Origin of the sequence: Paracoccus salipaludis (assembly GCF_002287065.1) — a bacterium.
Lineage (GTDB): Bacteria > Pseudomonadota > Alphaproteobacteria > Rhodobacterales > Rhodobacteraceae > Paracoccus > Paracoccus salipaludis.
Genome location: NZ_NSJZ01000011.1, coordinates 54,461 through 78,950, shown reverse-complemented (window position 1 = coordinate 78,950; position 24,490 = coordinate 54,461). Strand labels below are relative to the sequence as shown.

22 protein-coding genes are annotated in these 24,490 nt (G+C 68.0%); 2 read left to right on the top strand and 20 right to left on the bottom strand.

The window, feature by feature from the left end:
* Positions 1-18: 18 nt before the first annotated feature.
* The 10 genes from gph to CK240_RS12480 form a co-directional block, all read right to left on the bottom strand.
* Positions 19-684, bottom strand: coding sequence for a phosphoglycolate phosphatase (gene gph, locus CK240_RS12525; protein ID WP_095640678.1), 666 nt, complete (start codon positions 682-684; stop codon positions 19-21).
* Positions 681-1,379, bottom strand: a complete 699-nt coding sequence (locus CK240_RS12520) for an HAD family hydrolase (RefSeq protein WP_095640677.1) — start codon at positions 1,377-1,379, stop codon at positions 681-683. Before CK240_RS12520 ends, gph begins: the two co-directional genes overlap by 4 nt.
* The gene (rpe, locus tag CK240_RS12515; RefSeq protein ID WP_095640676.1) at positions 1,376-2,065 is read right to left on the bottom strand and encodes a ribulose-phosphate 3-epimerase; all 690 of its coding nucleotides are present in this window, start codon (positions 2,063-2,065) and stop codon (positions 1,376-1,378) included. The genes CK240_RS12520 and rpe overlap by 4 nt, the downstream gene beginning before the upstream one ends.
* Positions 2,055-2,981 carry a CbbX protein gene (cbbX, locus tag CK240_RS12510; RefSeq protein WP_095640675.1) on the bottom strand — a complete coding sequence of 309 codons (927 nt, stop codon included), beginning with the start codon at positions 2,979-2,981 and terminating at the stop codon, positions 2,055-2,057. The genes rpe and cbbX overlap by 11 nt, the downstream gene beginning before the upstream one ends.
* A 77-nt stretch (positions 2,982-3,058) precedes the next feature.
* A complete protein-coding gene (locus tag CK240_RS12505) occupies positions 3,059-3,448 on the bottom strand; it encodes a ribulose bisphosphate carboxylase small subunit (RefSeq protein WP_095640674.1) in 390 nt (129 codons plus the stop codon).
* Positions 3,449-3,458: 10 nt separating this feature from the next.
* Positions 3,459-4,913 carry a form I ribulose bisphosphate carboxylase large subunit gene (locus CK240_RS12500; RefSeq protein ID WP_420818628.1) on the bottom strand — a complete coding sequence of 485 codons (1,455 nt, stop codon included), beginning with the start codon at positions 4,911-4,913 and terminating at the stop codon, positions 3,459-3,461.
* A gap of 23 nt (positions 4,914-4,936) precedes the next feature.
* A complete protein-coding gene (fba, locus tag CK240_RS12495) occupies positions 4,937-6,019 on the bottom strand; it encodes a class II fructose-bisphosphate aldolase (protein ID WP_095640672.1) in 1,083 nt (360 codons plus the stop codon).
* Between the two features lie 4 nt (positions 6,020-6,023).
* Positions 6,024-8,006, bottom strand: coding sequence for a transketolase (tkt, locus tag CK240_RS12490; protein WP_095640695.1), 1,983 nt, complete (start codon positions 8,004-8,006; stop codon positions 6,024-6,026).
* Between the two features lie 16 nt (positions 8,007-8,022).
* Positions 8,023-8,895 carry a phosphoribulokinase gene (locus CK240_RS12485; RefSeq protein WP_095640671.1) on the bottom strand — a complete coding sequence of 291 codons (873 nt, stop codon included), beginning with the start codon at positions 8,893-8,895 and terminating at the stop codon, positions 8,023-8,025.
* A 6-nt stretch (positions 8,896-8,901) separates the two neighbouring features.
* Positions 8,902-9,909, bottom strand: a complete 1,008-nt coding sequence (locus tag CK240_RS12480; RefSeq protein WP_095640670.1) for a class 1 fructose-bisphosphatase — start codon at positions 9,907-9,909, stop codon at positions 8,902-8,904.
* A gap of 99 nt (positions 9,910-10,008) precedes the next feature.
* Here CK240_RS12480 and CK240_RS12475 point away from each other — a divergent pair, with 99 nt between their 5' ends.
* Positions 10,009-10,932 (top strand): LysR family transcriptional regulator, encoded by a 924-nt coding sequence (locus CK240_RS12475; protein ID WP_095640669.1) that lies wholly within the window; start codon positions 10,009-10,011, stop codon positions 10,930-10,932.
* Between the two features lie 3 nt (positions 10,933-10,935).
* Here CK240_RS12475 and mnhG read toward each other — a convergent pair whose 3' ends face one another.
* From mnhG to CK240_RS12445, 6 genes are read right to left on the bottom strand one after another with little or no spacing between them, the layout of a single operon-like run.
* Complete coding sequence (mnhG, locus tag CK240_RS12470) at positions 10,936-11,298, bottom strand: monovalent cation/H(+) antiporter subunit G (RefSeq protein ID WP_095640668.1); 363 nt, start codon at positions 11,296-11,298, stop codon at positions 10,936-10,938.
* Complete coding sequence (locus tag CK240_RS12465; protein ID WP_095640667.1) at positions 11,295-11,576, bottom strand: K+/H+ antiporter subunit F; 282 nt, start codon at positions 11,574-11,576, stop codon at positions 11,295-11,297. The genes mnhG and CK240_RS12465 overlap by 4 nt, the downstream gene beginning before the upstream one ends.
* Positions 11,573-12,055, bottom strand: coding sequence for a Na+/H+ antiporter subunit E (locus CK240_RS12460; protein WP_240517404.1), 483 nt, complete (start codon positions 12,053-12,055; stop codon positions 11,573-11,575). Before CK240_RS12460 ends, CK240_RS12465 begins: the two co-directional genes overlap by 4 nt.
* A complete protein-coding gene (locus CK240_RS12455; RefSeq protein WP_095640665.1) occupies positions 12,055-13,686 on the bottom strand; it encodes a monovalent cation/H+ antiporter subunit D in 1,632 nt (543 codons plus the stop codon). Before CK240_RS12455 ends, CK240_RS12460 begins: the two co-directional genes overlap by 1 nt.
* The gene (locus CK240_RS12450) at positions 13,683-14,027 is read right to left on the bottom strand and encodes a Na+/H+ antiporter subunit C (RefSeq protein WP_095640664.1); all 345 of its coding nucleotides are present in this window, start codon (positions 14,025-14,027) and stop codon (positions 13,683-13,685) included. The genes CK240_RS12455 and CK240_RS12450 overlap by 4 nt, the downstream gene beginning before the upstream one ends.
* Positions 14,027-17,005 (bottom strand): monovalent cation/H+ antiporter subunit A, encoded by a 2,979-nt coding sequence (locus CK240_RS12445; RefSeq protein ID WP_095640663.1) that lies wholly within the window; start codon positions 17,003-17,005, stop codon positions 14,027-14,029. The genes CK240_RS12450 and CK240_RS12445 overlap by 1 nt, the downstream gene beginning before the upstream one ends.
* Positions 17,006-17,435: 430 nt before the next feature.
* Here CK240_RS12445 and CK240_RS18290 point away from each other — a divergent pair, with 430 nt between their 5' ends.
* Positions 17,436-17,837 (top strand): hypothetical protein, encoded by a 402-nt coding sequence (locus CK240_RS18290; RefSeq protein WP_135058839.1) that lies wholly within the window; start codon positions 17,436-17,438, stop codon positions 17,835-17,837.
* Between the two features lie 281 nt (positions 17,838-18,118).
* Here the strand turns inward: CK240_RS18290 and CK240_RS12440 are convergent, their stop codons facing one another.
* The 4 genes from CK240_RS12440 to CK240_RS12425 all read right to left on the bottom strand — a co-directional run bounded on the left by CK240_RS12440 (position 18,119) and on the right by CK240_RS12425 (position 24,449).
* Positions 18,119-21,196 (bottom strand): efflux RND transporter permease subunit, encoded by a 3,078-nt coding sequence (locus tag CK240_RS12440; RefSeq protein ID WP_095640662.1) that lies wholly within the window; start codon positions 21,194-21,196, stop codon positions 18,119-18,121.
* Positions 21,197-21,280: 84 nt separating this feature from the next.
* The gene (locus CK240_RS12435; RefSeq protein WP_082657928.1) at positions 21,281-22,417 is read right to left on the bottom strand and encodes an efflux RND transporter periplasmic adaptor subunit; all 1,137 of its coding nucleotides are present in this window, start codon (positions 22,415-22,417) and stop codon (positions 21,281-21,283) included.
* Positions 22,407-22,886, bottom strand: coding sequence for a TetR/AcrR family transcriptional regulator (locus CK240_RS12430; RefSeq protein ID WP_095640661.1), 480 nt, complete (start codon positions 22,884-22,886; stop codon positions 22,407-22,409). Before CK240_RS12430 ends, CK240_RS12435 begins: the two co-directional genes overlap by 11 nt.
* Positions 22,887-23,093: 207 nt before the next feature.
* Positions 23,094-24,449, bottom strand: a complete 1,356-nt coding sequence (locus CK240_RS12425) for an IS1380-like element ISPme1 family transposase (protein ID WP_012112698.1) — start codon at positions 24,447-24,449, stop codon at positions 23,094-23,096.
* Between the last annotated feature and the right edge of the window lie 41 nt (positions 24,450-24,490).

Below are 24,490 nucleotides of genomic sequence, written 5' to 3'. Positions count from 1 at the left end.
ACCGGACCGGCAGGGGCGTCAGCCCGCCGTTTCCAGGGCTTCCGCCTGCGCGGCGACGATCCCCGGCAGCGCGGCGAAGTCGCTGAAGGCCGCGACATGGGGGAAATCCTCGGCCGGCGTCTTGCGATAGCCCTCGGTGTGGACGATCAGCGGCACGCCCGCGGCGGTCGCCGTGGCCGCGTCCACCTCGCTGTCGCCCACGAACAGCGCGGGTCCGCCCCCGCAATCCGCGATGGCCATCCACAGCGGCTCGGGGTCCGGCTTGCGGCGGGGGCCGCTGTCGCCGCCGATGACGGCGGTGAAGCAATCGAGGATGCCCATGTGCCGCATCACCGCCCGCGCGGGCGCCACCGGCTTGTTCGTGCACAGCCCGAGCACATGGCCCTGCGCCTTCAGCGCCGCCAGCGCCTCGGCCGCGCCCGCGTAGAACCGGGTCAGCCCCACCGCGCCGTCGTAGCGGGCGCCGAAGGACGAGATCATGCGCGCGGCCCGCGCCTCATCCTCGATCCCGTGCGCCCCCAGCAGCTGCCGCACCAGATGCGGCATGCCATGCCCGACGAAGCCGCGGACCGTGTCCATGTCCAGCAGGCCCAGGCCTTCCTCGGCCAGCACCTCGTTCGCGGTCTTGTGGATGTCGGGGGCGCTGTCGATCAACGTGCCGTCCAGGTCGAAGATCACGATCATGCCTTGGCCTCCAGCAGCCGTTCCAGCGCCTCGACCGAGGCGATATGGGTGAAGTCCCCGACAAGCGCGCAGTCGCCGGGGAACGGGTCGCCCGCCGTATAGGTCGCAGGGCTGACCACGCAGCGCAAGCCCGCCGCCCGCGCGGACATCAGGCCGTTGACCGAATCCTCCAGCGCCACGGCCTTCTCGGGGGGGATGCCCAGCCGGTCCAGCGCCAGCAGGTAGACATCGGGCGCGGGCTTCTTCGCCTGCACCTCGTCGCCCGCCGCGATGGCAGCGAACAGATCGCCCGCCTCGCGGCCCAGCGTGGCGCGGACCAGCGCGTCGATATTGGGCCGGCTGGTCGTCGTGGCGATCGCCAGCCGCACCCCCGCCTCGCGGCCCGAGCGGATCAGGTCGGCGATGCCCGGGCGCAGCGCGATCTCTCCGCGCGCCATCAGGTCGGTGTAGCGGTCGGTCTTGGCGCGGTGAAGGGCGGGGATGTCGTGGTCCCCGGCCGCAAGCCCGCGCTGGGCCAGATCATGGGCCATGCGCTCCTTGCCGCCCGTCACCTGCAGCAACTCGCGGTAACGGTCCCGGTCCCAGTGCCAGTCGAGCCCCCGGGCGGCGAAGGTCTCGTTGAAGGCGCGGCGATGCAGTTCCTCGGTTTCGGCCAGCGTGCCGTCCACGTCGAAGATGATCGCCCGCAGCGTCACGCCAGCGCCGCCTCGGCCGCCGCCCGGATGGCGCGGATGTTCTCGCCGTAAGGGGCGGAGTTCGACACCGAGCCGCCCCGGAACACGGCCGAGCCCGCGACCAGCACGTCTGCCCCTGCCTCGGCCAGCCGCGGGGCGGTCGTGGGATCGACGCCGCCGTCGATCTCGATATGCACGGGGCGGTCGCCGATCATCGCGCGCAGGCGGCGGACCTTGTCGGTCATGTCGATGAACTTCTGTCCGCCGAAGCCGGGGTTGACCGTCATCACGCAGACGAGGTCGGCCAGGTCCAGCAGGTGCTCGACCGCTTCCGCCGGGGTGCCGGGGTTGAGCGCGACCCCCGCGCGGGCACCCGCGCCGCGGATCGCCTGCAGGGTGCGGTGGATATGGGGCCCCGCCTCGACATGGGCGGTGATGATGTCGGCGCCCGCCTTGGCGAAGGCGTCGATGTAGGGGTCCACGGGGGCGATCATCAGATGCACGTCCATGACGGTGCTGACGTGCTTGCGGAACGCCGCGACGGCGGGGGGGCCGAAGGTGATGTTCGGGACGAAATGCCCGTCCATCACGTCCACGTGGACCCAGTCGGCGCCCTGGTCCTCGACCGCGCGGATCTCGCGGCCGAAATCGGCGAAGTCGGCCGACAGGATCGAGGGGGCGATCTTGATCTTGCGGTCAAAGCTCATGCGGGTCGTCCTTCCTGCGGCTGCCGTCGGGGTCGAGCCCGCCGGAAAAGACGCGGCTCGCGCGGATGTCGGCCTGCGTCATAGTGCAGAGTTCCGCCGCCGTCACGGGCCGATCCCGGGAAAACAGCCGGTTCGCCTGCCGCAGCCGCGCGCGGTCCAGCGCGTTGCGGATGGACCGCGCATTGGCGAAATGCGGCTGTTCGCGGCGCAGGGCGATGTATTCGGCCATCGCGGCGCCCGCCTCGTCGTCCAGCCGGTAGCCCTGCGCGTCCAGCATCGACCCGGCGATGCGTCCCAGTTCCCCGTCGGTATAGTCGGGAAAGTCGATGTGATGGGCGATGCGCGACCGGAAGCCGGGGTTGGCCGAGAAGAAGCGGTCCATCCGGTCGGCGTAGCCCGCCATGATGACCACCAGGTCGTCGCGGTTGTTCTCCATCACCTGCAGCAGGATCTCGATGGCCTCCTGCCCGTAGTCGCGCTCGTTGTCGGGCTTGTAGAGGTAATAGGCCTCGTCGATGAACAGGACGCCCCCCATGGCCTTCTTCAGCACCTCCTTGGTCTTGGGGGCGGTGTGGCCGATGTACTGCCCCACAAGGTCGTCGCGGGTGACGCTGACCAGGTGGCCCTTGCGGACATAGCCCAGGCGATGCAGCAGCCCGGCCATCTTCTGCGCCACCGTGGTCTTGCCGGTGCCGGGATTGCCGGTGAAGCTCATGTGCAGGGTCGGGGTCTCGCGGCTCAGCCCCAGCCGCGCCCGCGCCCGGTCCACCAGCAGCAGCGCCGCCGTCTCGCGGATGCGTTGCTTGACGGGGGCAAGCCCGATCAGTTCGCGGTCCAACTCGTCCAGCACCTCGCGGACGCCGGACTCTGCATACTCCGCTCGCAGGTCGATCGAAGTCGGTGTCGCGTCGTCCATCCTTCAGCCCTTCTTCTTCGTGGAAATATCCTCGGGGGGTCCGGGGGGCAGAAAGCCCCCCGGTCCGAGCGTGGCGATCAGCGCGCGACCTCGTGGGTGTAGCGGATGGAGCGCCCGTTCACCTCGGTCCGCCGCATGATGATCTCGGGCTCGACGGCCGGGCGGTTGACGATGAAGCTCATGGTCACCGTCTCGAATCCGCGGGTGCTGTCGAAGGCGTTGATGCGGATGTACTTGTCGCCATGCGCCTTGCGGCAGTCGTCCAGTTCCATCATCACGCCCTTGGCGTCCCTCAGGTCGAACATGGGATTGCCCCACATCTCCCAATAGGTGTTCCGGGGGTGCGGCTCGTCGGTGTATTCGAGCCCGATGGCCCAGCCACGGCCGAGGCAGTATTCGACCTGGGCGCCGATCTCGTCGTCGGTCAGGTCGGGCAGGAAGCTGAAGCAGCCCTGGGTGATGCGCATCTGATCCTCCTCACGAAACGCTGGCGGTCGGCACGAAGTCCGAGGTGTCGGTCGAGGTGTAGTTGAAGGAAATGTTGCCCCAGGTATCCAAGGCAGCCTCCAGCGGCTTGCACCACCTGGCGGCGCGGCGCAGGACCTCGGGGCCCTCGGTGCGGATGTCCACGCCCTCGTTGCGGGCCTTGACCATCGCTTCCAGCGCGACGCGGTTGGCAGTGGCGCCCGCCTGGATGCCCATCGGATGCCCGATGGTGCCGCCGCCGAACTGCAGCACCACATCGTCGCCGAAGAGGTCGATCAGCTGGTGCATCTGGCCCGCGTGGATGCCGCCCGAGGCGACCGGCATGACCTTCCTGATGTCGGCCCAGTCCTGCTCGAAGAACAGCCCGCGCGGCAGGTCGACCGCGTTATGCGTCTCGCGGCAGACGTTGTAGAAGCCCTGCACGGTCATCGGGTCGCCTTCCAGCTTGCCGACGGCGGTGCCCGCGTGGATGTGGTCCACCCCCGCCAGCCGCATCCACTTGGCGATCACGCGGAAGCTGATGCCGTGGTTCTTCTGGCGCGTGTAGGTGCCGTGGCCCGCGCGGTGCAGGTGCAGGATCATGTCGTTCTGCCGGCACCATTCGCTGATCGACTGGATGGCCGTGTAGCCGATGATGAGGTCGATCATCACGATCACCGAGCCAAGCTCCTTGGCGAACTCGGCGCGGCGGTACATCTCCTCCATCGTGCCGGCGGTGATGTTGAGGTAATGGCCCTTGACCTCGCCGGTCCTGGCCGAGGCCAGGTTCACCGCCTCCATCACGTAGAGATAGCGGTCGCGCCAGTGCATGAAGGGCTGCGAGTTGATGTTCTCGTCATCCTTCATGAAGTCGAGCCCGCCCTTGAGCCCCTCGTAGACGACGCGGCCGTAGTTCTTGCCCGAAAGCCCCAGCTTGGGCTTGGTCGTGGCGCCCAGCAGGGGGCGGCCGAACTTGTCCAGGCGTTCCCGCTCGCCGACGATGCCGGTCGGCGGGCCCTTGAAGGTCTTGCAGTAGGCCACGGGCAGGCGCATGTCTTCCAACCGCGCGGCCTTCAGCGGCTTGAAGGAAAAGACGTTGCCGATGATCGAGGCCGTCAGGTTGGCGATGGACCCTTCCTCGAACAGGATCAGGTCATAGGCGACATAGCAGAAATACTGCCCTTCCTGCCCCGGCACGGGTTCGACCCTGTAGGCCTTGGCGCGGTACTGGTCGCAGGCGGTCAGCCGGTCGGTCCAGACCACCGTCCAGGTCGCGGTCGAGCTTTCGCCCGCCACCGCCGCCGCCGCCTCGATCGGGTCCACGCCCTCCTGCGGGGTGATGCGGAACAGCGCCAGCAGGTCGGTGTCCTTGGGGGTGTAATCCCCGTCCCAGTAGCCCATCTGGGCGTATTTCAGCACGCCCGCGGCATAGCGCTTCTTCTTGTCGGTGATCTCGGTCTTGCTCATCTCGTTCATCGTCAGTCCTCCCTTCAGGCGGCGGCCCGGGCCGCGGTGAGTGCGGGGTCCAGCGCCCCCGAGGCGTAGCGTTTCGCCATGTCATCCATCGGGATGACCCTGATCCGGCTGGCGTGACCGGCCGTGCCGAAGCGTTCGAAGCGGTCGCGGCAGAGCGCCGTCAGTTCCTCCATCGCCGGGATCATGAACCTGCGGGGGTCGAACTCGGCAGGCTTCAGCCGCGCGATGCGGCGGAACTGGCCGGTCATCGCCATGCGGCAGTCGGTGTCGATGTTGACCTTGCGGACTCCGTGGCGGATGCCGCGCTCGATCTCCTCGACCGGAACCCCCCAGGTCTGGGGCATCTCGCCGCCGTTTTCGTTGATCAGGTCCTGCAGGTGTTGCGGGACCGAGGACGAGCCGTGCATCACCAGATGCGTGCCGGGCAGGCGGGCGTGGATCTCCTCGATCACGTGCATCGCCAGGATCTCGCCGTCCGGCTGGCGGGTGAACTTGTGGGCGCCGTGGCTGGTCCCGCAGGCGATGGCCAGCGCGTCGCAGCGGGTCCGCAGGACGAAATCCACCGCCTGGTCGGGGTCGGTCAGAAGCTGGCTGTGGTCGAGCCTGCCCTCCGCGCCGGACCCGTCCTCGGCCGCGGCCTCGCCCGTTTCCAGCGAGCCCAGAACCCCCAACTCGCCCTCGACCGAGGCCCCGACGGCGTGCGCTGCTTCCGCCACCCGCGCCGTCACCGCGACGTTGTAGTCGTAGTCGGCGGGGGTCTTCATGTCCTCCTTCAGCGAGCCGTCCATCATCACGCTGGTGAACCCGTGGCGGATGGCGCTCATGCAGGTGGCAAGGTTGTTGCCGTGATCCTGGTGCAGGCAGATCGGGACCGTGGGGTTCATCTCGGCCAGCGCCTGCACCATGTGGCGGAGCATGATGTCGCCCGCGTAAGCGCGCGCGCCCCGGCTTGCCTGAAGGATCACCGGCGCGTCCGTTTCCGCCGCCGCCTTCAGGATGGCGAGGCCCTGTTCCATGTTGTTGATGTTGAAGGCCGGGACGCCGTAGCCATGCTCGGCGGCGTGGTCCAGAAGCTGTCTCAGCGTGATCAGGGCCATCGGCTCACTCCTCGATCAGGGTGCGGGCGGTTGCGGCGACGGCCTTGGCCGTGACGCCGAAATGCCGGTAAAGCTCGGGCGCGGGGGCCGAGGCGCCGAAGCCCGTCATGCCGACAAAGGCGTCGGTGGTCCGCAGGACCGGGCCGTCCCAGCCCTGCCGGATGGCGGCCTCGATGCCGACGCGGGGGGCGGTGCCGAGGGTTGCGGCGCGGTAGTCCCCCGACTGGCTTGCGAACAGTTCGAAGCTGGGGGCGCTGACCACGGCGGCGCGGATGCCCTGTGTTTCCAGCAGTTCGGCGGCGGCAAGCGCGATCTCGACCTCCGATCCGGTCGCGATCAGGGTGACCTGGCGGTCGCCGGGGTCAATGAGGGGGTATGCCCCGCGCGCCGTCAGGTTTTCGGTAGCGTCCTTGCGGACGGTGGGCAGGTTCTGCCGAGACAGCGCCAGCAGCACGGGCCGGTCGGCCGAGGCCATGGCGATCTCCCAGGCCTCGGCCGTTTCCACCGCATCGGCGGGGCGGATCACGAGGAGGTTTGGGATGGCCCGCAGCGAGGCCAGATGCTCGACCGGCTGGTGCGTCGGGCCGTCCTCGCCCAGGCCGATGGAATCGTGCGTCATCACATAGGTGACCGGCACCCCCATCAGCGCCGACAGCCGGATCGAGGGACGGCAGTAGTCGGCAAAGGCGAGGAACGTGCCCCCGTAGGGCCGGAAGCCCCCGTGCAGCGCGAGGCCGTTCATCGCGGCCGCCATGCCATGCTCGCGGATGCCGTAATTGAGGTAGCGTCCGCCGTAATCGCCGCGCTGGACCGGGCGCATGTCCTTCGTGCGGGTCAGGTTCGACCCGGTCAGGTCGGCCGAGCCGCCGACCGTATCGGACAGCGCGGCATTCACCACCGCCAGCGCCATCTCGGACGCCTTGCGGGTGGCAACCCGGGGCCGGTTCAGCAGCAACTGCGCCTTGTGACCGGCCATCATGGCGGTCAGTTCATCCAGCCCGCCACGGGCCTGTGCCGCCTTGAAGGCGTCCCGCCGGGGGTGCGCCTCAAGGCGCTTTTCCCATTCCCTCCGCGCCTTGGCCCCGCGGCGGGCGATGCCGCGCCACTTCCCGTAAACGGCGGGCGCGATGACGAAGGGCTCGTGCGCCCATTCAAGATAGCCGCGCGCCGCCGCGATCTCCTCGGCGCCCAGCGGCGCACCGTGGACATCGTGGCCGCCCTGCTTGTTCGGCGCGCCGAAGCCGATCACCGAGCGGCAGGCCACCAGCGAGGGCCGGGGGTCGCGGCGCGCGGCGTCAATTGCGGCGGCGATCTCGGCCGGATCATGGGCGTCGCAGGCGATGGTGTGCCAGCCGGACGCGGCGAAGCGCGCCATCTGGTCGGTCGAGGTGGAAAGCCCGGTCCCCCCGTCGATGGTGATGCGGTTGTCGTCCCACAGCACGACCAGCCGGCCGAGGCCGAGGTGCCCGGCCATGTCGATCGCCTCGTGGCTGATGCCTTCCATCAGGCAGCCGTCGCCCGCGATGACCCAGGTCCAGTGGTCCACCAGGTCGTCGCCGAAGCGGGCGTTGGCCATCCTCTCGGCCAGCGCCATGCCGACGGCGGTGGCGATGCCCTGTCCCAGGGGGCCGGTCGTGACCTCGACCCCCGCCGCATGGCCGTATTCCGGGTGCCCCGCCGTCCGCGCGCCAAGCTGGCGAAAGCGGCGAAGCTCCTCGACCGGCATGTCGGCGTAACCGAGCAGGTGGTTGATCGCGTAAAGCAGCATGGACCCATGCCCCGCCGACAGCACGAAGCGGTCGCGGTCGGGCCATTTCGGGTCGCCCGGGTCCAGCGTGATGAAGCGGTCGAACAGCACCGCCGCCACATCCGCCATCCCCATCGGCATCCCCGGATGGCCCGAGTTCGCCGCCTGCACCGCGTCCATCGTCAGCGCCCGGATGGCATTGGCCATCGCGCGCTCGGCCATGTCATAGGTCTTCGTCATGGGTGCGTTCATCGGATCAGGCCCTTTTCGAGGTTTCGACCAGCCGCTGGACCATCGGCGTCAGGATCAGCTGCATCGCCAGGTCCATCTTGGGGCCCGGAATGACGATCGAGTTTGCCCGGCTCATCCACGAGCCCTGGATCATCTGGGTGAGATAGGCGAAGTCGATGCCGCGCGGGTTGCGGAAGCGGATCACGACCAGGCTCTCGTCGGCCGTGGGGATCCAGCGGGCGATGAAGGGGTTCGAGGTATCAACCACCGGCACCCGCTGGAAGTTGATGTCGGTCTGGGTGAACTGGGGCGTGATCACATGCACGTAGTCGTGCATCCGCCGCAGGATCACGTCCGTCACCGCCTCGGTCGAATAGCCGCGCGAGGCCTTGTCGCGGTGGATCTTCTGGATCCATTCGAGGTTGATGACCGGCACCACCCCAATCTTGAGGTCGGCGTGCCGGGCGATGTCGAGCCCGTCCGTCTTCACCGCGCCGTGCAGCCCTTCGTAGAACAGAAGGTCGCTGCCGTCCTCGAAGGGGGCCCATCCGGTGAAGGTGCCGGGGGCCGCGCCCCAGCGCTCGGCCTCGCGGTCGTCATGGACATAATGACGGGTCTCGCCGCGTCCGGTCTCGCCATAGATGCGGAAGATGTCCTCCAGCTTCCCAAGCTCGTTGGCGTCCAGCGAGAAATGGCTGAAGGTGTTGTCCCCCGAGGCGGTGCGCCGGGACAGTTCCGCCTTCATCGCGGCGCGGTCGTAGCGGTGGAAGGCGTCGCCCTCGATCGAGACGGCGCTGATGCCTTCGCGGCGGAAGATCTGGTCGAAGGTCGTCTTGACCGTGGTGGTGCCCGCGCCCGAACTGCCGGTGACCGAGATGATGGGATGTTTCCTGCTCATGGAACCTCACTGCCGGAAGAGGCCGCGCTGGCCGAAAAGGGCGGCGACTTCCTCGTGCGGGAGGTCGTGATAGGCGGCGACGCGATGCACCTTGTCGGCGGTGCCGAAGACAAAGGGCGTGCGTTCGTGCAATGACTGCGGCACCCGGTCGAGGATGCGGTCGCAGCCGTCGGTGGCGGCGCCCCCCGCCTGCTCGACCAGAAGGGCGATGGGCGCGCATTCATAAACATGGCGCAGCCGCCCGCGCTCGTATCCGCGCCGGGCATCCGAGGGATACAGGAAGATGCCGCCCCGGCTGACGATGCGGTGGGTTTCGGCCACAAGCGAGGCGATCCAGCGCATGTTGAAGTTCTTGGCGCGCGGCCCCGTCTCGCCCGCCAGGCAGTCGTCGATATAGGCCCGCACGGCTGCGCCCCAGTGGCGGTAGTTCGAGACATTGATCGCGAACTCGCTGGAGGCGGCGGGGATTTCCAGCCGCGCCGTGGCAAGCTCGAACCGGCCCGTGCGGGGGTCGAGGACATGCAGGCTGGTGCCCTGGCCGGCGGTCAGCACCAGCGCCGTCTGGGGGCCGTAGATCACGTAGCCCGCCGCAAGCTGGTCGGTGCCGGGCCGCAGGACCGAGGCCAGCGGGTCGGGCCCGGCCGGCAGGATCGAGAAGATCGTGCCGATCGAGACGTTCACGTCGATGTTCGACGATCCGTCCAGGGGGTCGATCGCCAGGGCCAGGCCCGCGCCGGGGTTCAGCTCGGCCACGTTCTCGCGTTCTTCGGACGCATACCAGCGCACCGGACTGCCCTTCAGCGCGGCGGCGAATGCATCGTCGGCGATCAGGTCCAGCGCCTTCTGCGCATCGCCGCCGCTGTTTTCCCCGACCGTGTCCGCGTGGCCTTCCAGCGGGCCGCGCGCGATGCGCCGGGACAGGTCGCGTGCGACCCGGGCGATGCGGCGGATGACCTGCGCGATCTCGGTCGCGGTGGCGAGATCCTCGAGCCCGATGTCCTCGCCCCCTGCCATCGGTTGCCCTCCCCTGCGCCGACTGCCTTCGGGTTGATCATGCGCATGAGGATCGATTAGAAAATTTAATAAGTTGGAAGCATCGTTTCAGGAATCTGAATGAGCGCCCTGAGTGCCTTGACCCTGCGCCAGCTGCGCGCGCTTTGCGCCGTGGCCGAGGCGCGTTCCATCAGCGGGGCGGCGCAGGCGCTGGGCCTGACCGCCCCCGCGGTCCACAGCCAGTTGCGGGTGCTCGAGGACGTGGTCGGCGCGCCGCTGATCTTCCGCGACGGGGCCCATGCCTTTGCAGCGACGCCCGCGGGCGAGGCGCTGCTGGCGGCGGCGCGCCGGGCCGATGCAGCGCTGCAGGGCGCGCTGGACCAGATCGGGGCGCTGCGGCAGGGCCGTGCGGGGCGCGTCGTCCTGGCGGTGGTCTCGACCGGCAAGTATTTCGCCCCGGGCCTTGTCGCGGGCCTGCGGCGCAGCCATCCGGGGATCGAGGTCGCGCTGCGGGTCGGGAACCGCGGCTGGGTGCTGTCCGCGCTGCGAGACGGCACCGTGGACCTGGCGGTGATGGGCCGGCCCCCGCGCGACCCGGTGGTGACGGCGGCCGATCTCGGGCCCCACCCCCATGTGATGATCGCGCCGCCCGGCCACCCGCTTGCGGACGATCCCGAGGTTTCGGCGCAGGCGATCCTGTCCCAGCCGATCATCCTGCGCGAGCCGGGTTCGGGCACCCGTGTGCTGGCGCAGCGCTTCCTGGACCGGCTGGGCGAAGGCGCGCCTTATGCCGAGATCGAGATGGATTCGAACGAGACGATCAAGCAGGCGGTCATGGCGGGCCTGGGGATCGCGCTGATTTCCGGCCACACGGTCGCGGACGAACTGAAGGCGGGACGGCTGGTCGCGCTGCGCCGCCACGACCTGCCGATCCTCCGGCGCTGGTTCGTCCTGCACCGCGCCGACAGCCCGCCCGAAGGCGCGGCACTGACGGTCTGGCGGGACATCCTGGATCGCCAGGGGGCTTTCCTGCCCGCGGCCTGAGCCTCACTTCAGCGGCTGCCCGGGGCCTTCGGTGCCGGGCGGGGGATGGCCCTCGGCGCGGTCGCGGTGCAGGGCCGCGCGGCCCAGCACCATCATCGTCACGGGCGTCGTCAGCATGATGAGCAGGCCCAGGAAAACCTCGTGGATCACCAGCCGCGAGCCCAGGGTCGAGAACATCAGCATCGAGCCGATCAGGATCCCTGCCGCCCCCCAGCTCGTTCCCAGCGTGGGCGCGTGCAGCCGTTCGTAGAAGCTGGGCAGGCGCACCAGGCCGATCGCGCCCAGCAGCGTCAGGATCGTCCCCAGCGCGACGAAGCCCGCGATCAGCAGGGCGATGACGGGGGGGATCTGGGCCAGGTGGCTCATTCGATCACCTCGCCGCGCATCAGGAACTTGGCCATGGCGGTGGTGGCGACGAAGCCCAGCACGCCCATGACCAGGGCCGCCTCGAACTGGTAGACGGTGCCATGCTGCATCCCCGTGACGATCAGCAGCAGCATGGCGCAGACATACATCGTGTCGAGCCCCAGCACCCGGTCCTGGGCGCGGGGCCCGCGCAGGGCGCGCATCACGGCCAGCACCAGCGCGGCCACAAGGCAGATCTGCGAAACGGTCAGGACGGCAGACAGGATCGTTGCGCTCATTCGAAGATCTCCATCAGCAGGGATTCGTAGCGGGACTTGATCGTGCGGACCCAGTCGTCGCCCTCGATCAGGTCGAAGACATGCAGCAGAAGCTGGCCGTTGCGGGGCTCGTATTCGATCCAGGCGGTGCCGGGGGTGGCGGTGATGATGACGGCCAGCACCGCAAGGCCGTTGGGGCTGGTCATGTCCAGCGGGATGCGGACGAAACCCGCGCGGCGCCGGCGGTGCCGTCCTCCGGCCAGGATCAGCCGCGCCACGTCGTAGTTCGAGCGCACGATGTCGCCCGCCACGCGCCCGAACAGCCGCGCGATTGCGCCCGGGCGCCTGACGATGATCCGCTGGGGCGTGATGCGGCGATAGGCCAGCCCGCCGAGGATGCCCGCCAGCACCCCCAGCACCAGCTGGCCCAGGGTGAAGCCCGTCAGCACCATCCACAGGAGGGTCAGGATGACGGTGACGAGGGGATGGGGCAGCAGCATCATGACGGGTCGGGCCCCACGGGGGGCGCCGTCATCACGCCGCCGATATAGACTTGGTTGCGGGTCAGGGCGTCGGCCGTCCGGTCGAGATAGCGCAGCGCGGGCTCGGCCTCGATCGTCAGCAGGGCGACCGTGCCGATCAGCATCAGGATCGGCAGGATTTCCAGAACGGGCAGCGGCGGCTCGTCGGTGTTGGCCCAAAGGCTCTGGATGCCCCAGCGCGACAGCGCCACCAGGGCGCAGAAGCCGGTGACGATCAGCAGCACCACAAAGGCCCAGTGCCCCCAGAGGCCCGGCAGCACCGTCACCCGCTCGATCGCGCCCGACAGCATCCCGAACTTGCCCAGGAAGCCCGCCAGCGGCGGAAGGCCGGCCACGACCAGCACGCAGGACAGGAAGGCCAGCCCCAGCAGCGCGGTGGCGCCGGGGATGGGGCGGTTCTGCTCGGCCCGTTCCTCGTCCAGGTCATCCTCGGCGTCCAGGCCGAAGGCTTCGGCGGTGATGGCCAGCAGGCCCGCGATGCCCCCTTCCTTCCGACCGATGGGTTCGGCCAGCAGGAACAGCGCCGCCAGCGCCAGCGTCGAGGCGATCATGTAGTAAAGCGCCGCCGTCAGCATGGGCGCGTCGTCATAGATCAGCGCCAGCCCCACCACCGTCAGCAGCGTCCCCGAGGACACCAGCACCAGGTTGCCGGTCATCCGGCCGAGGTCCTGCGCCTGCAGCACGCCGATCGCGCCGAAGACCATGGTGGCCATGCCGCCCGCCGCCAGCACGTTCGACCCGAAGCCCGCCGAAAGGCCCGCCTGCGCGCCGAACAGCAGCAGCCCCAGCCGGATCACCACGTAAACGCCTACCTTGGTCAGCAGCGAGAAGACCGCCGCGACGGGCGGGCTTGCCGCGCCATAGGCGTTGGGCAGCCAGAAGCACAGCGGCCACATGGCGGCCTTGATCAGGAAGGCCCCCGCCAGCAGCGCCGCGGCCGCGTGGACCATGGGCCGCTCGGCGTCCGTCAGGCGCGGGATGCGCGTTGCCAGGTCCGCCATGTTCAGCGTGCCCGTGGTGCCGTAGATCAGCGACACGCCCAGCAGGAACAGCATCGCCGCCAGCAGGTTCACGGCGATGTAGTGCAGCCCGGCGCCCACCCGGACGCGGCCCGTGCCGTGCAGCAGCAGCCCGTAGGAGGCCGCCAGCATCACCTCGAAGAAGACGAACAGGTTGAACAGGTCGCCCGTCAGGAAGGCCCCGTTCACCCCCATCAGCAGGAACTGGAACAAGGGCGAGAAATGCTGCCCGTTCCGGTGCCAGCCCGCCCCCGCGTAAAGCAGCGCGGGCAGCGCCACCAGCGCCGTCAGCAGCAGCATCACCGCCGACAGCCGGTCCAGCACCAGCACGATCCCGTAGGGCGAGGGCCAGTCGCCCAGCAGATACAGGGTGACGATGTTGCGCCCCTCGACCGCCGATCCGCCCGCGCGGTCGATCAGCGCCATGGCCACGCCCAGTTGCAGCAGGCAGGACACAAGGCCGATGGACAGCTTCAGCTGCCGCCGGCGTTCGTCGTACATCAGCATGATCGCCCCGGCGAGCAGCGGCACCAGGATCGGCATGACAAGCATGTGGACCGGCAGCGTCACGGGCTGCGCTCCTTCCCGTCCACATGGTCGGTGCCGGTCAGCCCGCGCGAGGCCATGATGACGACCAGGAACAGCGCCGTGGTGGCGAAGCTGATGACGATGGCGGTCAGCACAAGCGCCTGGGGAACGGGATCGGCATAGGCCTCGGGGTTGACGAAGCCGCCCTTGGGCATGATGGGCGCAGCCCCCGTGACCAGGCGGCCCATGGCGAAGATGAACAGGTTGACGCCATAGGACAGCAGCGCCAGCCCCACGATGACCTGAAAGGTGCGGGGGCGCAGCGTCAGCCAGACGCCCGAGGCGACCAGCACGCCGATCCCCAGCGACAGGATCAGTTCCATCAGACGCCCTCCTGCTGCTGCTGCTGTTCTTCCAGCCGGTGCTCGCGTTCCTCGCGCGGGTTGGCGTCCTCGGCGCTTTCGCGCGCCCTCAGGCGGGCCGAGCGCAGCGACTGGTGCGCGATGGCGATCTGGATCAGCACCGTGGCGCCCACGACCGTGGCGAAGACGCCCAGGTCGAAGATCAGCGCGGTCGCGGCCGGAACCTGCCCGATCACCGGCAGGGTGACGTACTGGGCATGGGCCGTCATGAAGGGATAGCCGAACAGGAAGGACCCCATGCCGGTCCCCACCGCGATCACCAGCCCCAGCCCGATCCAGCGCACGGGCAGGATGGTGATGCGGCTTTCGACAAAGCGCACGTCGGTGGCCAGGTATTGCAGCAGCAGCCCGATGGCAAAGCCCACGCCGCCCGCGAAGCCCCCGCCCGGCAGGTCGTGTCCGCGCAGGAACAGGTACATCGCCAGCGCCACCGTCAGCGGGAACATCCACTGCATGATGACCGAGGGGATCAGCATCATGAGGTCGTGGCGGGTGGGCTCGCGCTCGGCCTCGCGCTCACGCGGGCAGTTGAGGGGGGGCAGCTCGTTGAAGGTCTGCTGCGAGGGCAGCGCCACGCTTTCGGGGGCGGGGCGGAAGCGGCGCAGCAGCGCATAGCAGGTCAGCGCCACGATCCCCAGCACCGTGATCTCGCCCAGCGTGTCGAAGGCGCGGAAGTCCACAAGGATCACGTTGACGGCGTTCGTCCCTCCGCCCTCGGCATAGGCGTTGCGGCGGAACCAGTCGCCGATGGTGGCGCCGGGGGGCGTGGTCATCACCGCGAATGCGATGGCGGCGACGCCGGCCCCGCAGGCGCCCGCGACCACAAGGTCGATCGCGCGGCGGCGCCGGGCGGCCAGGCGGTTGTCGCCCTCGATCTCGCGCAGGCGCTTGGGCAGCCAGCGCAGGCCCAGCAGCAGAAGGACGGTTGTCATGATCTCGACCAGGATCTGGGTCACGGCCAGGTCGGGGGCCGACAGCCAGGCGAAGGTCACGGCCGTGACCAGCCCCGCGCCGCCCAGCAGCGCCAGCGCGGCGAAGCGGTGATACTTGGCCTGGACCGCCGCCCCGATGGCGCAGGCGATCCCCGCCATCCAGAGCAGCGCAAAGGTCGCGTCGAAGCTTTGCAGCAGCTCGCGCGGGACAAGCCCGGCGAAGCCCCACAGCGTCGCCGCCGTCGCCCCAAGGCTCAGCAGCACGATCAGGCGCAGCTGCACCTGCAGCCGGGCGCTGCCCAGGATGCGGTAAAGCCGGGCCGGCCACCTGCGGGTGAGCGTCAGCATCAGCCGGTCGAAGATCTGCTGGCCGCGGATGCGCGACAGGATGCCCGGCGCCTCGTTGGCGCGCGACAGCCGCGGCGCCATGACGAAGTAAAGGACCGTGCCCAGCACCAGGGCCGTCAGGCTCATCATCAGGGCGACGTTGAAGCCGTGCCACAATGCGAGGCTGTAGTAGGGGGCGTTCCCGCCAAGGACCGCCAGCACGCCGGAATGCAGGACCGAGCCGATCATGGCCGCGGGCCACAGCCCGACCAGCAGGACGATGGCGACCAGCAGCTCGACCGGGCGGCGCATCCAGACGGGGGGCTCGTGGGGTTCCTTCGGCAGGTCCGTCGCGGGCGGCCCGAAGAAGACCGTCACGATGAAGCGCAGCGAATAGGCCACGCTGAAGATGCTGGCGAGGGTGGCGATATAGGGCAGCGCGTTGTCCAGCCAGGTGCCGTTGTGCCAGTCGGCGGCCTCGGCGAAGAACATCTCCTTGGACAGGAAGCCGTTCAGAAGCGGCACGCCCCCCATGGCGGCGGCGGCGACGATGGCCAGCGCCGCCGTGCGCGGCATGGAATGGCGCAGGCCGCTGAGCCGGCGCATGTCGCGGGTGCCGGTCTCGTGGTCGATGATGCCCGCGGCCATGAACAGCGAGGCCTTGAAGACCGCGTGGTTCATGATGTGGAAGATCGCGGCCACGATCGCCCCGCCGCTGCCGATGCCCGCCAGGGCCGTGATCAGGCCGAGGTGGCTGATCGTCGAATAGGCCAGCAGCCCCTTGAGGTCGTTGCGCCAGGTGGCGATCACCGCGCCCAGCAGAAGCGTCGCCATGCCCGTGCCCGCGACCACCCAGAACCAGGCGGCGGTGCCGCCGAGGACCGGCGAGAAGCGGACAAGAAGAAAGACCCCCGCCTTCACCATCGTGGCCGAATGCAGGTAGGCGCTGACCGGCGTGGGCGCGGCCATCGCGTTCGGCAGCCAGAAATGGAACGGGAACTGCGCCGACTTGGTGAAGGCCCCAAGCAGGAACAGCCCCAGGATCCAGCCATACCAGGGATGCGCCCGCACGCGGTCGCCCGCCCCCAGCACGTCGTCCAGGTGATAGCTGCCGGCGGCGTGCCCCAGCAGGATCATCGCCATCAGCAGGCAGAGGCCCCCGGCCCCGGTCACGATCAGCGCCGTGCGCGCGCCCTCGCGGGCGGCGCCGTTCTGGTGCCAGTAGCCGATCAGCAGGAAGGAAAAGAGGCTCGTCAGTTCCCAGAACACCACCATCAGGATGATGTTGCCCGCCATCAGCATCCCCGCCATCGCCCCCGCGAAGGCCAGCAGGAAGCCGTAGAAGCGCGGCACGGGATCGTCGTGGGACAGGTAGTAGCGGGCGTAGATGACGACCAGCAGCCCGATCCCGTAGACCAGCAGAAGCATCAGCCAGGAAAAGCCGTCCACCCGCAGCGTCACGTCCAGCCCCAGCGAGGGCGCCCATTCGATGCTGCGGGCGACCACTCCCCCGTCCGCGACCTCCCCCGCCAGGGGCGCCAGCCCCAGAAGGCCCGCCACCATCACGGCCCCCGCCAGCAGCACCTCGGCGTTGCGGGCGCCCACCGGCATGGTGACGGCCAGGATCGCGCCCAGGAAAGGCAGCACTGCAAGCAAAAGGAGAAGGTTCTGGCCGAGCATGCGTCCGGTGTGTCGCCTTTCTTCGTCATGGCGGCGCGACGGGCGCGCGGTTCGTTCGACCCCATGGGCCGGGCGGGGAACCGGCGCATCCGCGCCGGAAAGCGCCTGCCTCGGCGGGCCGCATGGCCGCAGCGTAATCCGGGCCCCGCGCGCCCCTCAAGGGCGCACGCCCGAATTGTCGCAGAACACGCATTTCCCGCTCAGGATGAGGGGACGGGTCTGCCTGCCGAAGGTCGCTTTGAAGCCGAGCTATAAGTCCCCCGCGGCAGCGTCAATCGCGCAACGGAATCAACCGCTTCACAAAGCCGCAAGCGCCTCTGCCGGAGGCGGGCGCAAGGCTTCATCCTTGATGAAAGGGGAAACAGTGGTGAGCCCAACAGGACGTGAACAGTCCTGTTATATCAAACCGCTAGAATGTCCACCCGCCCGAATGGGGGATATTGAAAACATTGCGGAACATTCCGCTTTGTCCAACAGCAAAAACGAAAACCCCGGCGCGCTGGCGGGCGCAACCGGGGCTGATCTGCATAGCAGTGCTTTCACCCACGATCATACTCTGAACCGCCTGCGGACTGCAAGCGCCCTGGCCTGTGCAGTCGCAGCCTGTGATTCGGACGACCGCGTTCCCTTCCTGGAGCGTCTGCTGGAGGAACTGCGCCCCGGCTGGCCGCAGGTGCCGTTCCTCTGCGGCGTGATGGAGGAGGCCGGGTTCTGGGCCGACATGGCGTCTCGCGTGGAGCTGAAAGCCTACTGCCTCGCCAGCTATCAGCGGATGACCCCGGCCGATCAGGCCGCGTTCCTCGGTTATGTGCAGGGGAGGGCTGCGGCATGAACGCGCTTTATGGGATTTCGCCCGATGCCCGGCCCGCCCCCTGCGCCGAACCTTTCCCGCCGCCCTGCCGCCTCGACTCCGTGGGACTTTGCCGGTGATGCGTCCCGCGACCGGGTCTCGGCAATACGTTTGACGGCATCAGATCGTCCGGGACGAAAGCTCCGTCATCGCCGATCCGGTCCTCCTGCCCCGATTTGCGTCAGGTTGCGGCCCTTCGATGTCCGACAAGTCCGCAATCATGCGGACAGGCGAAGCCGCCCCGCAAGGCAGCTTCGAAGCGGTCATGTCGTGGCACCGGAGGGGATTTCCCGTGCCGAAGCGGCGTTGGGTCGCCGGATGCGGAACAAGATCGCATAGAGCACTGGAACTGCCAGCAGCGTAAGAACCGATGCGAAGGCAAGGCCCCCCATGATCGTGACCGCCATCGAGGCGAAGAAGGCGTCCGGCAGCAGCGGCAGCATGCCGAAGATCGACGTCCCCGCCGCCAGCACCACCGGGCGCAGACGGCTGACCGAGCCATCCACCACGGCGTCGTAATCCGCCGCCCCGGACGCGCGCCTGAGGTCGATCTCCTCGACCAGAACGATGGCGTTCTTCATCAGCATCCCCGACAGCGACAGGAAGCCCAGCAGAGCCGTGAAGGTGAACGGCATCCCACTGGCAAGCAGTCCCAGCACCATCCCTGTGACCGACATCGGCACTACAAGCCACAGGATCAGCGGCTGGCGCACCTTGTTGAACATCAGGATCGAGATCGTCAGCATCACGAGGAAGCCCAGCGGCAACTGCTTGCCTAGCGATTCTTGAGCCTGCTGCGAGCTTTCGAACTCGCCGCCCCATTCCATCCGGTAGCCGGGGGGCAGTTCCATCGCCTCGATCTGCGCCCGCACGCTGCGGAAGGCCTGGTCGGCCGTCAGATCGGGCCGCTTGCCGCCCTGGGCGGTGATCGTGCGCTCGCGGTCGCGCCGGTGGATCAGCGCCTCGGCAAGCTCGACCTCCATCCGGGTCACCATGTTGGACATCGGCACATAGGCACCGGCCCCCGGCGACCACACCGGCAGGTCCTGCACGCGGTCGATGCCGTCGCGCTGGGGTTCGGGCAGGCGCAGGTAGATCGGCACCTCGGCGTCGCCTTCGCGCAGGGCGGCCACGCGCAGGCCCGAGGTGCCGAACTGCACCGTGTCGGCGATCGCCTGGCGGGTGGCGCCGGTCAGGCGCATGCGCGATTCATCGACGATCGGCACGACGCGCAATTCGCGCTGGCGCCAGTCGGTGCGCGGCTCGATAATCGTGCCGGCCGCCTCGTAGATCTTCAGCGCCTCGTCGGCCAGCTGGCGCAGGATCAGCGGATCGGGCCCCGAGAAGCGCACCGCCACCGCAGCCCCCGCCGGCGGGCCGAAGACCAGTTCCTCGGTGCGCACCAGCGCGTGGGGGAACTCCATCGCCAGCTCGCGGTTCAGCCGGGCCGCCAGTTCCGGGATCACCAGGGCGTCACGCGTTCGCACGATCAGCTGGCCATAGCTGGGGTCGGCCTGTTCGGGGTTGTAGGTCAGCATGAAGCGGCTGGCCCCGCGCCCGACCAGCGTCGTCACGGCCACCACATCGGGCTCGGCCATAACAATCTGCTCCAGCCGCTGCATGGCGCGGTCGGTGGTGTGGATGTCAGTGCCCTGCGGCATCTGGAACTGGACGTAGAACAGCGGCGTGTTCGAGGCAGGGAAGAAGGCCTGCTTGACCTGACCGAAGGCCATGATTGAGGCGACTGTGATCCCCACGATCACCAGCATCACCAGCCAGCGGGCGCGCAGCGAGCCGTGCAGGATCCCGCGGTAGGCCCGATACATGAGCCCCCGATAGGGATCGGCCGACATGTCTCGCGGGGCCTTCAGCAGAAGCTTGCCCAGGTAGGGCGTGACCGTGACTGCCAGAACCCAGCTGAGCAACAGCGAGATCCCGATGACGGCAAAGAGCGAGAAAAGGAACTCGCCCGTCGCATCCGGCGACAGGCCGATACCCGAAAAGGCCATGATGCCGATGACCGTGGCGCCAAGCAGCGGAATGCTCGTCGCGCTCTCGGTCTCGGCGGCAGCGTCCTCGGGCGTCTGGCCGCGCGCCATGCCGATCACCATGCCCTCGGCGATGACGATGGCGTTGTCCACCAGCATCCCCATGGCGATGATCAGCGCTCCCAGGCTGATACGCTCCATCTCGATCCCGAGGACCGCCATGAAGAAGACGGTGGCCAGCACCGTCAGGCCCAGAGTGGCGCCCACCACAAGGCCCGCGCGCCAGCCCATCGTAAGCATCAGCGCGCCGACCACGATAACCACCGACTGCAAGAGACCAACAAGGAAACTCGACACCGCTTCATCGACGACCTTGGTCTGTTCGTAGATCGGAACCAGTTCTGTTCCTTCGGGAAGCTGCTCGCCGAGTTCGGCGAGGCGCGCCTCGACCGCCTGGCCGACAGCCACGACGTTGCGGTCGGTCAGTGCGGAAATGCCGATGGTGAAGGCCCGGACACCATTCTGGCGAATGATCTGGGAGGGTTGCTCCACCTCGTGGCGGCTGACCGCGGCAATATCGAAAACCGTGGCCTGCCCGACCTCGCCAGCTGCGCCGAGGCGCAGCGTCTCGATCCCTTCAACCGTGGCATAGCCTTGCGGCACGGATAGCGCGATGCGCGCGGTGTCGGCGGTGACCTCGCCATTGGCGAAAACCTGGTTCTCGCTGGCGATCACGCCGATCAACTGGTCGGGCGGCAGGCCCAGACCGGCCAAGCGGGCCGGGTCGATCGCGATGGTGATCTCTTCCTCGATCAGGCCCTGGACCTCGACCTTGGCCACCCCGTCCACCGTCACCAGCCCGCGCCGCAAAAGCGTGGCAAGATCGCGTTGTTCGGTCGGCGTCAGGCCCTGGGTGGTCACGGCATAGAACAGCCCGTAAACATCGCCGAAATCATCGTTGACGATCGGAGCGCGGGCGCCGGCGGGCAGTTCGCCGCGCACGTCACCGATGCGCCGGCGCATCTCGTCCCAGATCTGCGGGATCTCGTCGGGCCCGTAGCGCATGTCGATCTCGACCGTGATCTGCGCCATACCGGGCATGGATTTCGACTGCACGCGATCAAGCTGCCGCATCTGCTGAAGTGCGGTTTCGATGACATCGGCGACTTCTTCCTCTACCTCCTCGGCGGTCGCGCCGGGATAGGGCACGAAGACAAGCGCGGTCTTGAGCGTGAAGCTCGGGTCCTCGAGACGGCCGACATTGGCAAGCCCCCAGAGCCCGCCAAGCAGGCAGAACAGGATCGCAAGCCAGACGGCGACGGGGCGGCGAATGGCGCCGCGCGCGATGCTCATGCGTGCTGCATCAACCGTCTCAGATGCCATGGCGGTCATTCTCCCGTTCCGCAGTGTGTTGGACGGCGGTCAAAGCGCCTGCCGTCAAAGGCCGACGACCGCAACTCGTGCCCCGTCGCGCAGGCGCCACCAGCCGGTTGCGACCACCGTTTCGCCGGGCTCCAGCCCCTCCAGCACGACGATCCAGTTGTCGCGCGGCAGGCCCAGCCGGACATCGCGGCGCGAGACCGTGCTGTCCTCGGCAGTGTAGATCCAGACCGTCGGATTGGCCCGGCTGGTCGTGTCCACTGCCGAGACGGGAAGCGTCACCGCCTGCGAAGGACGGCTGCTTTCGATTTCGCCCACCGCAACGTTCGCCGTCATGCCCGGCAGGATGCGCGGGTCGATATCGCCTGCGATCCTGAACTCGACATCGAAGGTCCGGGTCGAGGAATTGGCCTCGGCCGCGAAACTGCGCGGCTCCAGCGTCGGACGATAGCCCGGCGCGGCCGGAAAGGTGGCCGTCACCGAAAACAGATCGGGCTGGACGCGGGCCACGGCGGCCAGATCCTCGGGCAGCGAAATGCGGATCAAGAGTTCGGAGACGTCCTGAAGGCGCACCACCGGCTGGGCGGGCGTCACGTTGGCATAGGCTTCAACATAGGTGCGGGCAACGATGGCATCGAAGGGGGCGCGCACCTCGGTCTGGGTCAGACGCCGTTCCGCCTCGCGCAGCGCCGTCTCGGCCTGGGCAAGCTGCGCGCGCACCGCGTCGAGCTGCGCGTCGGTGGCGACCCCGCGATCCGACAGGGCGGAGGCGCGGGTAAACTCGCTGCGCGCCAGATCGTACGAGGCACGCGCGCGGTCCAGCGCAAGCTGGAAATCGGCCTTATCGAGCTGTCCTATCAAGTCGCCGGTCGTCACCCGATCACCGGCAATGACTGGAAACTCGACAAGCTGCCCGGAAACCTGGAAGGCGAGATCCACCGTTTTCAGCGCCTCTACTGTCCCGGCAAAGGATCGGGTTCTGGCCTCGGAATACGCGACAGCCTGAGTGATCTCGACGGGCATGGGCAACGCAGACGCTTCAGCACCTGACGGAGGGCCGGCAACGTCACTGCTGCTCGCCGCTTCCCGATCCTGCGCATGGATCTGCCAACTCGGCACGGCAAACAGGAGCGCACAGACGCAGCCTGCGACACCAAGTCCAAGCAGCGCTCTCGCTTTGCCTTCAATGGGCATTGTCGATCATCTCCTCAATTTTCTGTGCAAGCTCGTTGCGAACCGATGGCCCACCATCTGGAAGTGCCAAGAGCGAATGGAAACGTAGTCCTTGCAGCGCGAAGAAGATCAGACGCCCTAGGCTTGTGTCCTTCATTTCCGCCTCGATGCAGGAAAGATCGACCTCAAGCGCGTCACGCAGCGGGTCAAGAAGGTCCGGTTCGGCCGCCGCGACGGCTAGGATCGCCATGGAAACGTCGGAAGCCGCTGCGTCGAGGGTGCGGAGCGAGCAAAGGTGGCGACGAAGGGTGCGTTGTCGCGAGTCCTGCGGCAGGCGCGCTTCTAGGGACTCATGCTCGGAGAGCATGTCCCTCAGCAGCGCCGCCATGAGGTCGCGCTTGGTCGGAAAGTTGTAAAGAACACCGCCTTTGCTCAGTCCTGCTTCCCGCGCAATCGCATCGAAGGAGATATGTGAACCGACATTCCCCAAGTGGCCTGCCGCTTGACTTCAAGATCGCCTGATTTTGCTCGCTGGGCAAGCGTTTTTCGCCCCGAGCGGTGTCTGTCGTCGCGCAAACGGCCGAAGTCGGGTGGATCAAGCCTCGAACCCGCAGCATTCTGGCCCGGCAGAGCCGCTTTTCCGCGCGGCAGACGGACCTGTCCTGCCTCTTTCGTTCAGCTTGGGCATGGATCGTGGTCATGCGCATGACGGAGGCGTTCGAAGACGGCGGATGGCGGCAAGGACGGCCCGCACCATCGGGCCGGTGACGGCGACCTCGGCCAACTGGAAGGTAATGGCGCGGGCGTGGCGGACGACGCGGGCGCCGATCTTGATCAGCTTGAGTTGCAGGCTGGTCAACGACCAGTCCGCCATGGCCTCGGGCAGTTCGATGCAGCGCAGGAAGGTTGCCAGGTTGTAGGCCAGCGCGTGCAGTTGCAGCCGCACCTCGTTGTGCCGGAACTTCCGGCATGACAGCCGCGTCCAGCGAAAGGCATATTTGCCTTCCTTGATGTGCTGCTCTGCGGTGCCGCGCTGGTTGTAGAACCTCACCACCCAGTCTGGCTCCATCGGCAGGTTGGTGACGATGAAGCCGACTTTGGGGAACAGCTCGCCCGGATGCCATTCGATCTTGGCGATGACGCGGCGCGGCTTGTCCCAGGACGCCGCCTGATACTCGAAGTCCTCGAAGAACCGTTTGACCTTGGTCAGCGAAGGCCGTCCCACGGGCCGTGTCAGCCGATGCGCGATCTTCTCGCGCAAGACGGCGTTGGCGGGCAGACGGATGGCGTAGAAGAACCTGGCTTCTTCCAGCCGCATATAGATCGCGGGGATCGCGTAGGCAGCGTCGGCCCGGAAGAAGCGTCCACCAAGGTCGCGGCCAGCATATCGGGCAATGACGGGATCAAGGACATCCCGCCAGCCATCGGCGCTGTGGACATTGCCGTTACGCAGGGCGCAGCGCTCCAGCATGCCAAACTGGTTGAACAAGAAGATGGGGTGATAGCAGGTGCAGTCGAAATGCCCGTTCCAGGCAGCACCTTCCTGATCGCCGTGGGTGGGGCTGACCGAGCTGTCCATGTCCAGCACGATGTATTTCAACCCGTTGCGGTCATGAAACCGGTCGATCCATTGGCCGTTCAGATCGGCCAGCGCCGCCCGGTTCGCGGCCAGAGCCAGCGTCTCGGTCTCGAACCGTCCCATCTGCGATGCCGAAGCAGCTTGCGCCTCGACGGCCCTGCCGCCAACGACCTGACGCATCACGGGATCGAGGGCCAAGCGGTCGGCATCGTTCACATCCTCGTATCCGGCCAGTCGTCCGAACACCGATTGCCGGAACAATCCGTCAAGCCGATGGAGCGTGTTCTTCCCGGTGCGGCTGTCTCGCAGCGCCTCCGACGCCAGATTGGACAGGCCGAGCACGTCATCAAGCTCGCGCATCACCAGCAGGCCACCGTCTGAACTGATCTGCGCACCACGGAACTCCAGACGCACACGGCGGTCGAAATCAACCCGATCTCCCCGCGCCAAGCCCGCACCCTCCAGGTGATCCATGAAACGCGCCCCTCGCAGCCGTCAACGCCATGATTTATATG